This is a genomic window from Sphingomonas azotifigens NBRC 15497 (assembly GCF_002091475.1).
Classification (GTDB): domain Bacteria; phylum Pseudomonadota; class Alphaproteobacteria; order Sphingomonadales; family Sphingomonadaceae; genus Sphingomonas; species Sphingomonas azotifigens.
On the sequence record NZ_BCTR01000095.1, the window covers coordinates 1 to 12406 of the forward strand.

The 12406-nt window shown below is 66.2% G+C and carries 9 protein-coding genes, 1 tRNA gene and 4 pseudogenes; 5 read left to right on the forward strand and 9 right to left on the reverse strand.

Going from position 1 to position 12406, the window contains the following annotated elements; translation table 11 throughout:
* On the forward strand, positions 1-242 hold a 242-nt coding region (locus tag SAZ01S_RS22325), incomplete at its 5' end, for a hypothetical protein (protein ID WP_218018151.1).
* A 2-nt stretch (positions 243-244) separates the two neighbouring features.
* On the forward strand, positions 245-949 hold the full coding sequence (locus SAZ01S_RS22330; RefSeq protein WP_084584545.1) for a DUF6118 family protein: 705 nt from the start codon (positions 245-247) through the stop codon (positions 947-949).
* 11 nt (positions 950-960) lie between these two features.
* On the opposite strand, the pseudogene SAZ01S_RS23875 reads toward SAZ01S_RS22330, so the two are convergent.
* Positions 961-1196: pseudogene (locus SAZ01S_RS23875) on the reverse strand (IS5/IS1182 family transposase); the annotation flags it as partial.
* A 71-nt stretch (positions 1197-1267) separates the two neighbouring features.
* Between SAZ01S_RS23875 and SAZ01S_RS22335 the strand changes: the two are divergent.
* Positions 1268-1600, forward strand: a pseudogene (locus SAZ01S_RS22335) (IS110 family transposase); the annotation flags it as partial.
* 46 nt (positions 1601-1646) lie between these two features.
* Here SAZ01S_RS22335 and SAZ01S_RS22340 read toward each other — a convergent pair.
* A pseudogene (locus SAZ01S_RS22340) lies at positions 1647-1904 on the reverse strand (transposase); the annotation flags it as partial.
* Positions 1905-1963: 59 nt separating this feature from the next.
* On the opposite strand from SAZ01S_RS22340, the pseudogene SAZ01S_RS22345 reads away from it, so the two are divergent.
* Positions 1964-2185 (forward strand): annotated as a pseudogene (locus tag SAZ01S_RS22345) (IS481 family transposase); the annotation flags it as partial.
* 134 nt (positions 2186-2319) lie between these two features.
* On the opposite strand, the gene SAZ01S_RS22350 reads toward SAZ01S_RS22345, so the two are convergent.
* The 7 genes from SAZ01S_RS22350 to SAZ01S_RS22385 all read right to left on the reverse strand — a co-directional run bounded on the left by SAZ01S_RS22350 (position 2320) and on the right by SAZ01S_RS22385 (position 12008).
* The gene (locus SAZ01S_RS22350) at positions 2320-3588 is read right to left on the reverse strand and encodes a tyrosine-type recombinase/integrase (protein WP_084584546.1); all 1269 of its coding nucleotides are present in this window, start codon (positions 3586-3588) and stop codon (positions 2320-2322) included.
* A 197-nt stretch (positions 3589-3785) separates the two neighbouring features.
* Positions 3786-3859, reverse strand: a tRNA-Gly gene (locus SAZ01S_RS22355).
* A 37-nt stretch (positions 3860-3896) separates the two neighbouring features.
* On the reverse strand, positions 3897-5411 hold the full coding sequence (locus tag SAZ01S_RS22360; RefSeq protein ID WP_084584547.1) for an efflux transporter outer membrane subunit: 1515 nt from the start codon (positions 5409-5411) through the stop codon (positions 3897-3899).
* Positions 5408-8608, reverse strand: coding sequence for an efflux RND transporter permease subunit (locus SAZ01S_RS22365; RefSeq protein ID WP_084584548.1), 3201 nt, complete (start codon positions 8606-8608; stop codon positions 5408-5410). The genes SAZ01S_RS22360 and SAZ01S_RS22365 overlap by 4 nt, the downstream gene beginning before the upstream one ends.
* A gap of 6 nt (positions 8609-8614) precedes the next feature.
* Positions 8615-9853: an efflux RND transporter periplasmic adaptor subunit gene (locus tag SAZ01S_RS22370; RefSeq protein WP_084584549.1), complete on the reverse strand. Its 1239-nt coding sequence runs from the start codon at positions 9851-9853 to the stop codon at positions 8615-8617.
* A gap of 211 nt (positions 9854-10064) precedes the next feature.
* Positions 10065-10991 carry a Gfo/Idh/MocA family protein gene (locus SAZ01S_RS22375; RefSeq protein ID WP_084584550.1) on the reverse strand — a complete coding sequence of 309 codons (927 nt, stop codon included), beginning with the start codon at positions 10989-10991 and terminating at the stop codon, positions 10065-10067.
* A gap of 276 nt (positions 10992-11267) precedes the next feature.
* The gene (locus SAZ01S_RS22385) at positions 11268-12008 is read right to left on the reverse strand and encodes a FadR/GntR family transcriptional regulator (RefSeq protein ID WP_084584551.1); all 741 of its coding nucleotides are present in this window, start codon (positions 12006-12008) and stop codon (positions 11268-11270) included.
* A 178-nt stretch (positions 12009-12186) separates the two neighbouring features.
* Here SAZ01S_RS22385 and SAZ01S_RS22390 point away from each other — a divergent pair.
* A partial coding sequence (locus tag SAZ01S_RS22390; RefSeq protein WP_139810203.1) for a 2-dehydro-3-deoxygalactonokinase occupies positions 12187-12406 on the forward strand: 220 nt, incomplete at its 3' end.

The window sequence follows — 12406 nt, forward strand, 5'->3', positions numbered from 1 at the left end:
CCAGCGTCGAGAACGCCATGCGATCGATGGCGAAGGGGCTGGAGAAGGACCCGGCGCTCGGCGCCGCGCTCAGCCGTCGCGGCAGCCAGCTGTTCGGCCGGCAATGGTCACCGGAATGGACGCCGGGCAGCCGCGATGGTGGCGTCAGTAGGTCGCTCGGCGGCGATGCCCGCACGCGCTCGATCATCCGTCAGCTCACCTTCTCGATCGATCGTGATCGCGGCCTTGGGATTGGAATGTAGCCATGGGTACTCACGAACCTCCCGTAGAAGCGGACCAGACCGTGCAGGCGTTCAACGAGATGTCACGCAAGCTTGCCGGGCTGACCGCTGCGGTCGATGGCTTCGCGGCCCGGCAGCAGGAACTGCATGCGCGGGATTACGGGCCGGACCTGGAGAAGATCCGCGATGGGTACGACAAGGTTTGCGGCGCGATCAACATTCTGGCCAAGCGCCCGGCCATGACGTTGACGCCGGAAAATGTCGCGAAGCAGATCGAGGCGGCGAGTGCCGAAGGACGTGCGGACGATCATCGTGCCTGGACCGGCGCCAGTCATGCCCTTGCCGACACCGTCCAGGAATTGAAGGGGATGGTTGCGTCGGCGCATTCCGCGGAGACCCAGCAGCTGTGGATCGCGGGGGCAGCCGCTTTGGCACTGCTGATAGGCTTCGCTTCCGGCACTGTCTTTCCAACGCTAGTCGCTCAGCTCGCGCCCGAGAGCTGGCATTGGCCAGAGGAACGGGCTGCAGCAATACTCAGGCGGACACCTTGGGACGCGCGCGTGCGGCTCATGCAGGTGGCCAACCCGCAGCAGGCGCAGGCGCTGGCCGACGCAGCGCGACTTTCGGAGGACAATGCGGATGCGCTTTCGGGATGCCGGAAACGTGCAGAGCAGCTCAATCCATCAGTGAAGTGCTCCGCCGAGACGCACCAAGCAAAGAACGATTGACGCGCTGGGGCCGGTTCGATGCCGCGTTTCTCCACCAGCCAAACCAGCTTCCTTGCATAGCCGTGTCCGGTGTTTCCGCCGCAAGCCGCTTGGGCGACAGGCCGAACCAGGCGTGCGTGCGCTCGATCATCCGGCGCTGGGCGGGGCCCTCGGCTTGGGGAATGGCGGTGGTCGCCTCGACATTGACGATCACCGCATGATCGAGGTCGATCAGATAGTTGGTCAATTGGGCGAAGAAGGCGCGGTCGCGCGCCGCCGCCGTCTACCGCGCCGCCAGATTGGCCGCAGCGAGCTGCCGGGGCGGCGTTCGCGACGACCTTGCCGGCGTGCGTCATTGCGATGGAGGCGTGCTGCGGCGCTCACTTTCTGGGCCGGACACTGGCGATGTACGGGCACACGATCCGGCTGATGTCGCCTGAATATGTCCAGCCCTACGTCAAGGCGCAGAAGACCGACGATCGCGATGCCGAGGCGATTGCCGAAGCGGCGACACGGCCGACCATGCGCTTCGTCTCGCTGAAGAACGAAGACCAGCTTGATCTGCAGATCCTGCACCGCGCGCGGGAGCGGCTGGTCAACGCGCGCACGACGCTGATCAACCAGTTGCGTGCGGTGCTGCTCGAACGTGGGATCATCCTGCCCAAGGGGCGTATCAACCTGATGCATCGCCTCGAAGATCTCATGACGGGTGATCCGGCTTGCGGACGGGGCGGGCCATACGTTTTAGGATGTCGCGCTCCTCGGTCACCCGGGCCAGCTCGCGCTTCAGCTGGCGGATCTCCGCATCCTTGCCGGCATCGCCTGACCCCACCTTCGCCAGCTGCCGTTTCCACGAATACAGCGAGTGCTGGCTGACGCCCAGACGCTGCGAAACCTCCGCTACCGGATAGCCGCGCTCGGTGATCTGGGCCACCGCGTCACGCTTGAACTCATCGCTGAAATTGGGCTTCCCCATCGTCGCCTCCTGTCCTCAAAATTAGGATCTAAGGCGTCCAGAAATCTAGGGGCTACTCAGTCAGGACAATCAAGGAAGCGACTACCAAGTCCTTCCATTACGCATCAATCCAGGAACTGCGACGACACGTCGCCGACTGGCTGATTGCCTACAACTTCGCCAAGCAGCTCAAGGCTTTGAAGTTCAGGACGCCCTATGACGCCATCACCGCGCTATGGAAATCAAAGCCCGATGCCTTTATCGTCAAACCCAGCCATCACATGCTGGGACCAAACACCTAGTTCAGGCTTCTTCCCAAAATTATAGCCGAGATGCATTTTTTCCTATGGTAGTCCGCTTGCTCCACAGGCTCTGAATCCCGAAGAGCAAGCAATGGAATACCGATTATAATTTACCCCGAAGCGCGTGAAAATATTCAGTTCCCAAAACGTGTGCGGGAACCACTAGGATTCATCCAACAATCGCTGTTGGGGAAGGGCAAAATGTTTGCGCCGTCGCGTAGACTATCTAGCAGGTTCGACCACCACTGCGCCATGGCTACCCGCTCCTTCCAGTGGGTGCCACGATGATAGGCCGCTCGCACTTTGTCGCTGTCGCCGTGCGCCAACGCCCGTTCGATAGCATCGTAGGACCATTTGCCGGATTCGTTTAGCAGCGTGCTCGCCATGGCCCTAAAGCCGTGAGCGGTCATTTCGTTGCTGGCGTAGCCCAAGCGGCGGAGGGCTGCGTTGAGGGTATTCTCTGACATAGGTCGTGTTCGGGATCGCATTGACGGAAACACATAGCCGTGGGTCCCGATGATCGACTGGATCTCCATCAGGATGGCGATCGATTGGCTCGAGAGCGGTACGTGATGCGGCTTACGCATCTTCATCTTCTCGGCCGGTATGGTCCACACGGCGGCATTGAAATCGATCTCTTCCCATCGCGCATGGCGCAGTTCGCCAGGACGCACGAAGACATGGGGGGCCAGTTGCAGCGCCCATTTGGTCATGCCCTGACCTTCATAGGCATCGATCGCCCGGAGCAGCTTGCCGACCTCCTCTGCTTCGGTAACTGCCCCATAGTGCGTCACAGTTGGCGTAAGCAGCGCGCCACGGAGGTCTCGTGTAGGATCGGACTTCAACCGAGCGGTGGCGACAGCGTAGCGGAACACGGCACTGGCGAGCTGCAAGGTTCGTCGGGCGCTTTCCAGCTTCCCGCGTTTCTCGATCGTCCGGATCGCCGTCAGCGCGTCGATCGGTTCGATCTCATGAACCGGCATTCTGCCGATCGAGTTGTCGAGAAGGCTTAGGAGATACTCGCACCGTGAGGCGGTGGCGGGCGCCCAGGCCCGGTCGCCGTCGCGTCGCCGCTTCGTGCAATATTCCTGGGCGATTCGGGTAAAGGTGTTTTCCGCCAGCGCTTCGTTTCGAAGCTTTTCGCGCTGCCGTTCCAGAACGGGGTCCTTGCCCTCAGCGAGGATCTCGCGCGCCTCGTCGCGCAGCTTCCTCGCGTCTCGGAGGCTTACGTCTGGATAGGAGCCGAAGCTGAGCTTTTTCTCGACGCCATGGCGTTTGAATTTCATGCGCCACAGGCGGGAGCCGGAGGGCGACACGATCAGGAACAGGCCTAGCTCGTCATACATCTTGTAGGCTTTGTCGCGGGTCCTGGCCCTGCGAATTGCAATGTCGGTCAAAGCCATGGTTCGAGACTCCCGCCGCGAGGCCCCACCACTTTGGGGCCTCGTGCATTGAAGTGGGGCTCGCGATTTTCGAAGGGGCCCCACTTGGCATTGCGCTTTGATGGGGCGGAACGAGCGATCACGAACCGGACAGCCCGAAAAATACCGCAGATTTCTGCGGTTTACAAAGCGGTATGGGATTTCCTGAGATCGGAAAATGGAGCGGGTAGCGGGAATCGAACCCGCGTATTCAGCTTGGAAGGCTGCTGCACTACCATTGTGCTATACCCGCCCGCTGCCGATCGCCTGCCACAAGCAGGGGCGTGCGGTCAACTGCCCGGCGCGGGCGCGGTTCCGGATGCGTCCATCGGCTGCGGCCCCTGCCGCGTGACCTCGAGCTGCGAATCGCCGCCCAGCGCGCGGTAGAGGTTCACCCGGTTCGTCGCCGCGGTGAGCTGCACCGTCACCAGCTGCTGCTGCGCCGCGTAGAGCGAGCGCTGCGACACCAGGCTCTGCAGGAAGGTGTCGATGCCGCCGCGATAGCGCGCCTCGCTCAGCCGATAGGTATCCGCCGCGGCATCGGCCTGGAGCTGGGTCGCGCGGAGCTGGGCGTCGATCGTACCGCGCACCGCCAGGGCGTTGGCGACGTCGCGGAACGCGGTCTGGATCGCACGCTCGTAATTGGCGACCTGCGCCTGTTGCTGTGCTTCGCTCAGCTGGACATTGGCGCGCCCTGCGCCGCCGCGGAAGATCGCATAGCTGGCGGTGCCGCCGGCCTGCCAGTTGAACGCATCGCCGTCGAACAGGCTGGACAGCGCGGTGCTGGCGAAGCCGAGCACGCTGGTCAGGCTGATCCGCGGGAACAGCGCCGCGCGCGCCGCACCGATCTGGGCGTTGGCAGCGCGCAGCTGGTATTCTGCCTGCACCACGTCCGGCCGGCGCAGCAGGATGCTCGAATCGAGCCCGGCCGGCACCGCGGCGATGGTGGGCGCGGCCTGCTCGATCGAGGCGGGGAGCAGCGCCGGGTCGATCTCCGATCCGGCGAGCAGGCGCAGCGCGTTGACGTCCTGCGCGAGCGCGCTGGTCTGGCGGGCGACGTCGTTCTGTGCGGTGGCGAGCGTCTGCTCGGCTTGGCGCAGATCGGTGCGCGGCGCGATGCCGCCTTCGAGGCGGGCGCGCGTCAGGCGGACGCTGTCTTCTGCGCTTTTCGCGGTCTGCTCGGCGACGGCGAGCAGGCTCGCGTCCGAGGCATAGTTGAGCCAGGCGGTGGCGATGTCGCCGACCAGCGTGAGCCGGGTTGCGCGGGCGCCGGCTTCGGTGGCGAAATAGCTGTTCTGCTGGGCACGGGTCAGCGAGGCGAGGCGGCCGAACAGGTCGAGCTCGAAGCCGGTGATGCCGGCCTGCGTGGAATAGTTGGTGCGCAGCGCGGTGCCGCCGGCCCCCGTATTGCCCGCCGAGCCGGTTCCCGTGCCGCCGCTATTGCCCAGCCCGTTGCCTGCCGTGGTCGCATTCCCGCGTCGCTCGGTAATCCCGACGCTGGCATCGACCTCGGGGAACTGCGCGGCGCGCTGGATGCGGTACTGCGCCCGCGCCGCGGCGATGTTCGCCGCCGCCACCCGCAGGTCGCGATTGTTGGCCAGCGCCTGCTCGATCAGCTTCTGCAGCCGGGCGTCGCGGAACACCTCGCGCCAGCTGAGCGCGGGCAGCGTCGCCTCGCTCGTGCGCAGATAGGAGTCGCCCACCGGCCAGCTCGGCGGCACGGGCGCTGCGGGGCGCACGTCCTTGGGCGCCATCGAGCAGCCGGCGAGCGCCACGGTGGTGAGGAGCGTCAGCGCGCGCTTCATGCCTGGGCCTCCGGGGTGTGGCGGTGGCGGCGGTTGTGCAGCGCGGCCAGGCCGTCGCGCACGCCGCGGCGGACGAGCACGAAGAACAGCGGGATGTAGAAGATGGCGAGGATCGTTGCGGTCAGCATCCCGCCGATCACCGAGGTGCCGATCGCGACGCGGCTGTTCGCGCCCGCGCCGGTCGAGATGGCGAGCGGCAGCACGCCGAAGATGAAGGCGAGGCTGGTCATCAGGATCGGGCGGAGACGGATGCGCGCGGCTTCCAGCGCCGCCTCGATCACCCGCTTGCCCTGCTTCTCGGCCTGCTCGGCGAACTCGATCATCAGGATCGCGTTCTTGGCGGCGAGGCCCATGGTGGTGAGCAGGCCGATCTGCAGATAGACGTCGTTCTGCAGGCCGCGCAGCGTCACCGCGAAGATCGCGCCGACCAGGCCGAGCGGGATCACGAGCAGCACCGCGATCGGAATCGACCAGCTTTCATAGAGCGCGGCGAGGCACAGGAACACGACGAGCAGCGACACGCCGTAGAGAAGCGGCGCCTGGCCCGAGGACAGCCGCTCCTGATAGGACAGGCCGGCCCAGGCGACGCTGGTGCCGGGGATCTGCGCGGCGAGTTCGGCGATGCGCTTCATCGCCTCGCCCGAGCTCTTGCCGGGGGCTGCCTGTCCGCTGAATTCGAACGACTGGACGCCGTTGAACCGCGCCATCGACGTCGGCGCCGTCGCCCAGCTGGTCGAGGCGAAGGAAGTGAACGGCGCCATCTGGCCGTTGCTGCTGCGGACAAACCACTGGCTGAGGTCGCTCGGCTCGGAGCGATAGGGCGCGTCGCCCTGCACATAGACACGCTTGACCCGGCCGCGATCGATGAAGTCGTTGACGTAGCGGCCGCCCCAGGCAGTCGACAGCGTCGAGTTCACATCGGCTTGGGCGAGCCCCAGCGTCGCCAGCTTCTGCTGGTCGAGGTTGACCTTGAGCGTGGCGACGTCGGGCAGGTCGGTCAGGCGGACGGCGGCGAGCTCGGGATCGGCCATCGCGGCGGCGAGCAGCTTGTCGCGTGCCGCCAGGAACTGCTCGCGCGGCATGCCGCTGGAGTTGAGCAGCTCCATGGTGAAGCCGGTCGACTGGCCGAGGCCGCGGATCGCCGGCGGCACCAGCGCGAAGACCTGGGCGTCGCGGAAGTTGCGGAAGGCGGCGGAGGCGCGATTGACGATGCCGTCGGCGCTGTTCTGTTGCCCCTTGCGATCGGACCAGTCGGCGAAGTTGAGGAAGCCCTGGCCGGTGTTCTGGCCCGCCGGGCCACCGCCGCCGCCGCCGCCCGCGACCGAGAACATCACCGCGACGTTCTTGGCTTCCTTGGTGAGGAAGTATTTTTCCACCGCCAGCTGCACCTCGCGGGTGCGCGACATGGTGGCGCCGGCGGGCAGGCGGATCTGCAGCGAGGCCGCGCCCTGGTCTTCGGTCGGCAGGAAGCCGGTAGGCAGGCGGACGAACATCAGCACCAGCAGCGCGCACACCGCGACATAGAGCAGCAGGAAGATCCATTTGCGGTGGATCACCGCCTGCACCCAAGTCGTGTAGCGCTCGACGCCGCGATCGAAGCCGTTGTTGAACTTGGTCTTGGCCGCCGTCAGGCCCCGGCCGATCCAGGGGAAGCGCCGTGCCACCCAGCTGTCCTCGACGTCCTTTTCCTGGCTCTTCTGCTTGAGCAGCGTGGCGGTGAGCGCGGGGCTCAGCACCAGCGCGACCAGCACCGACAGGACCATGGCGGACACGATCGTCACCGAGAACTGGCGATAGATCACGCCGGTCGATCCGCCGAAGAACGCCATCGGCAGGAACACGGCCGACAGCACCAGCGCGATCGCGACCAGCGCCACCTGGATTTCGTCCATCGAGCGGATCGTCGCCTCGCGCGGCGTCATGTCCGGATTCTCTTCCATCAGCCGCTCGACATTCTCGACGACGACGATCGCGTCGTCGACGAGCAGGCCGATGGCGAGGACGAGGCCGAACAGCGTGAGCGTGTTGATCGAGAAGCCGAGCGCGTAGAACACGCCGAAGGTGCCGAGCAGCACCACCGGCACCGCGATCGCCGGGACCAGCGTCGCGCGCCAGCTCTGCAGGAAGACGAACATCACGATGACGACGAGGACGATCGCCTCGAACAGCGTCTTCACCACCTCTTCGATCGAGAGCTTGATGAAGCCGGTGGTGTCGTTGGCATAGGCGTATTTGAAGCCCGGCGGGAAGCCCTTGGAGGCGGCCTCGACCTGCTGCTTGACGAGGTCCGCGGTCTTGAGCGCGTCGGCGCCCGGCGACAGCGAGATGGCGAGGCCGGCGCCGGGATGGCCGTTGATCCGGCTGGACGAGTTGTAGTTGTCAGAGCCGAGCTCGACCCGGGCGACGTCGCGCAGCTTCACCGCGGCGCCGGTCGAATCGGTCTTCACGATGATGTTGGCGAACTGCTCGGGCGTCTGCAGCCGCGATTGCGAGGTCACCGTCGCGTTGAGCATCTGCTCCTGCGGCATGGGCTGCCCGCCCAGCTCGCCCGCGGCGATTTCGGTGTTCTGGTTCTGGATCGCGGTGATGATGTCGTTCGGGATCAGCCCGTAGCTCGCGAGCCGCGCGGGGTTGAGCCAGATGCGCATCGCATAGGGCGCGCCGAACACGTTGGTATCGCCCACGCCCTCGAGCCGCGACAGCGGATCCTGCAGGTTGGAGGCGAGCCAGTCGGAGACGTCGAGATTGGTCTTCTGGTCGGTCGAATCGTACACGCCGACGATCATCAGGAAGTCGGGGTTCGACTTGGTGACGGTCAGCCCCTGCTGCTGCACCTGCTGGGGCAGGCGGGACAGCGCCTGCTGCACCTTGTTCTGCACCTGCACCTGGGCGATGTCCGGGTTGGTGCCCTTCTCGAAGGTCGCCGAGATCGTCACCTGGCCGCGCGAGGTGGACGAACTGCTGAAATAGAGCAGGCCGTCGATGCCGCTCAGCTGCTGCTCGATCACCTGGGTGACGCTGTTCTGCACCGTCTCCGCAGAAGCGCCGGGATAGGTGGCGCGGATGTTGACCTGCGGGGGCGCGATGTCCGGATATTGCGCGATGGGCAGCGAGAAGATCGCGCCCAGGCCCATCAGCATCACGATGATGGCTAGCACCCAGGCGAAGATCGGCCGGTCGATGAAGATGCGCGACATGGGGGCTCAGCCCGCCTTGGCCTGGCTGCCGCCCTTGGTCTGGGCGCCGCCTTGCCCCTGGCCCTTTTTGGGCGGCTCGATCGTTTCCTTGGTGTCGGCGGGCACCGGCTTGATGTCGATGTCCGGCTTGAGGTTCGCCGTGCCCTGCACGATCACCTTGTCACCGGGCGCCAGCCCCTGGGTAATCACCCAGTTCTGCCCGATCGTCCGATCGGCGACGACGGTGCGCGCCACCGCCTTGTTGCCGGGTCCTACGACATAGACGGTCGCATTGCCCTTGGGATCGCGCGACACGCCGGCCTGGGGCACGAGGTATGCCTGGGTGTCGATCGCCTGCGCGAACATCGCGCGGACGAACATGCCCGGCAGCAGGATGTTCTGCGGGTTGGCGAAGCGCGCGCGCAGCGTGACGGTGCCGGTGCTTTCGTTGACGACGACTTCGGAGAACTCGACCGTGCCGGCCATCTCGTAATCGCTGCCGTCTTCCAGCTTCAGCCGCACCGCAGCGCTGGCGGGGGTGATGCCGCCCTTGGCGAGCGCCTTGCGCAGCGCGAGCATGTCGGCGCTCGACTGCTGGATGTCGACATAGATCGGATCGAGCCGCTGGATCGTGGTCAGCGGATCGGTCTGGTTGGTGGTGACCAGCGCGCCTTCGGTGACGAGGCTGCGGCCGATCCGGCCGGTGATCGGGGCGGGGACCTTGGTGAAGCGCAGGTTGATCTGCGCGGTCTGCAGCGCGGCGCGCTGCTGGGCGACCTGCGCGGCGGCCTGGCGGGAGGCGGCAACGGCGTCGGTATAATCCTGCTGGCTCACGGCCTGCATCGCCGCGAGCGGCTTGTAGCGATCGGCCTTGATCCGCGCGGCCTCGAGATTGGCCTGCGCGTTCTGCAGGTTCGCCTGGGCCTGCGCGACGCTCGCCTGATAGAGGCTGGGATCGATCTGGTAGAGCGTCTGGCCCTGGTGGACGATCGTGCCTTCGGTGAAGAAGCGGCGCTGGACGATGCCGGCAACCTGCGGACGGACCTCCGAGGACTGATAGGCGGTGACTCGACCGGCAAGTTCGGTGGTCATCGGCACGCTGCCCGGCTGCACCACGACATAGCCGACCTGCGGCGGGCCCGACGGACCGCGGCGGCCGCCGGCCTGCTGCTTGCCCGAACCGTCGCCGGAACTGCACGAAGCAAGGAGCAGGGCCGATGCAAACACGATCAGGCCCGAACGGCCATAGCTGGTCGGAGCGTTCAAATTTCAGAACCCGCTTAGGGGTGGCCCGAGGAATGCCGGACCACCGGTCACTGCCAAACTCGCCATTAGATGGCACGTGTCCCCCGTGCCACAAAAAGGTTGTCGCAAAATATGTCGAACGCCCCAGGAATTTTGCGAGATTGATACAAAAATGCCGGCGCCACGATGCGGGCGCCGGCGTTGATCAGAAGACGCCCCTCAAAAGGCGCCCTCAAAAGGTGAAGGTATCACCCATCGCGCGTTCGCCGACGAGGAAGGCATCCGCGACGAGTTGGAGCGGGCGCACGTCGACGTCGCTCTGGCCCGCCGCCACCAGTTCGGCGAAGCGGGCATAGAGCCGGGCATATTCGCGGTCCGGCGCCTTCTGCTCGTCCTCGCCCGGCAGCTGCAGGATGCTGCCGCCCATGCCCAGGCGCAGCGTGCCGGCATCGGTATCGACCTCGATGTCCCAGGTCTGCGGGCCGGTCTGCAGGAAGTCGAAGTCGGCGGTCACCGCCGCACCGCCGCTGCGCATGTGCAGCTTGGCGCGGAGCGGCGAGGCGCGGCCCTCGGGCACTTCCATCCAGGCCTGGTCGAGCAGCAGCGCGTCCGGCAGGATCTTGGTCGCGATCGACAGCGCGTTGATGCCGGGATCGAACACCCCGAAGCCGCCGGCCGCGAGGATCCATTCCTGGCCCGGATGCCAGCGGCGGATGTCCTCGCGCCAGGTGATGCGCGCAGCCGTAATCTGCTTGTCGGCGAGCCACGCCTTGGCCGGTTCGACCCCTGCCGCCTCGCGCGAGTGCCAGGTGGTGAACAGCGTCACGCCCTTGGCGCGGGCGCGCTCGGCGAGGTCGGCGATCTCGGTCAGCGTCGCCGCCGGCGGCTTTTCGAGCATCACGTTCAGCCCGGCCTCGATCGCGATCCGCGCCTGGTCGTAGCGGCCTTCGGGCGGGGTGCAGAGCGAGACGGCGGTAAGGTCGTGCCCACCGGCGATCAGCGCCTCGATATCCTTGTGCGCCGGCACGCCGTCGACGCTCGCATGGCGGCTGGCGGTCGCGACCAGTTCGAATCGATCATCGCCGGCCAGCGCCGGCAGATGCTGATCCCGTGCAATCTTGCCGATCCCAACGAGCCCCAGCCGAATCCGCTCCGACATTATCCATCATCCTTTTGTCCGATTTATGTGCGTCCTATGGCCGCGTTGGCCGCGTATCAAGTCGCAACGCGTACCGGGGCGTCGCGCAATACCCCGACATGAACGCACCTCAGGCGCGCCTCGCCTAGCCCTGGCACACCGATGCCGATCTCGGCCGCCGATCGAAGTGGGGACCGAGATGTCGAAGCGCCGCCGGATGGGCTTCACCGCCTATCATCCGACCGACGACGCCTCTTTCGCGCGGTTCGAGCTGCTGCGCGCGGATGGGCTGATTCCCTAAGCGGCTTCACTCCCATCGGCGGCGTCGATCAGCTCGACGACGTCGCCGATCAGCGATCGCATCGCGGTGCGCGCCTTAGCTGGATCCTTTGCCGCGATCGCGTCGCGCACGGCGGCATGGTCCGCCACGCTCGCGGTGCGGCCCTTGATGCGGTTGGTGAAGCGGATCGAGGTGCGCAGCGCCGTCGCCACCATGTCGCGGAACTGGGCGTAGAAGGGATTGCCCGAGGCGCGCAGCACCGCGACGTGGAAGGCGATGTCGGCGTCGAGCGTGTCGTCCATCCCGCGCTCCGCGGCTTCCATTCGGGCGAGGCCCGCCGAGATCTGGCGGAGATCCTCCGCGGTGCCGAACTGCGCGGCCAGCGCCGCCGCCTCGGGTTCGATCGCGATGCGCAGCTGGCTGAACTGGCGCAGCAACTCCACCGAGAACTGCCGCTCGAGCAGCCAGCGCAGCACATCGGTGTCGAACAGGTTCCACGACGAGGCCGGTTGCACCACCGTGCCCTGGCGCGGCCGCGCGCTCAGCAGCCCCTTGGCGGTGAGCATCTTCACCGCCTCGCGCGTCACCGATCGGCTGACGCCGTGTTGCTTGGCCAGCTCGGCCTCGGTGGGGAAGGGCTGGGTCTCGTACTGGCCGGTGACGATCGCCCGCCCCAGCGCATCGAGCATGCCATAGGTCAGGTTGCGCCCCAGACCCGATCGAAGGTCACCGGGCGCGGTCGAAAGAGACGTGGACATCCTCGCTGCTACTTCCTGTTCTTTGCCTTGGAACGACGCCCCGCACGCCGTTCGATGCCGGCAGACTAGCCTAGCCACGCGGCTGGACAACCCCGATATATCCGATAAATGAACCAGGCGCGCGCGATCTCCCCGCAATCGCGCCGCGGAAATTTCAGCCGTTGAGAGGGATGCCGGCATGGGTACGCGTTTTTCGGGCTCCTTCCTCGCGGTCGATTGGGGCACCACCAACCGCCGCGTCTTCGTGATTGCGGACGGCGCGGTCCGGCACACCGAGCGCGACGACAAGGGCGTCACCGCGGTCACCGACTTCGCCGCCGAGGCCGCCGGCATCCGCGCGCGCCACGGCGACCTGCCGCTGCTGATGGCGGGCATGGTCGGCGCCAATATCGGCTGGG

Coding starts and splice junctions, on each gene's coding strand:
- SAZ01S_RS22330 (WP_084584545.1), top strand. CDS start 245: ATGGGTACTCACGAACCTCCCGTAGAAGCGGACCAGACCGTGCAGGCG.
- SAZ01S_RS22360 (WP_084584547.1), bottom strand. CDS start 5,411: ATGAAGCGCGCGCTGACGCTCCTCACCACCGTGGCGCTCGCCGGCTGC.
- SAZ01S_RS22365 (WP_084584548.1), bottom strand. CDS start 8,608: ATGTCGCGCATCTTCATCGACCGGCCGATCTTCGCCTGGGTGCTAGCC.
- SAZ01S_RS22375 (WP_084584550.1), bottom strand. CDS start 10,991: ATGTCGGAGCGGATTCGGCTGGGGCTCGTTGGGATCGGCAAGATTGCA.
- SAZ01S_RS22350 (WP_084584546.1), bottom strand. CDS start 3,588: ATGGCTTTGACCGACATTGCAATTCGCAGGGCCAGGACCCGCGACAAA.
- SAZ01S_RS22385 (WP_084584551.1), bottom strand. CDS start 12,008: ATGTCCACGTCTCTTTCGACCGCGCCCGGTGACCTTCGATCGGGTCTG.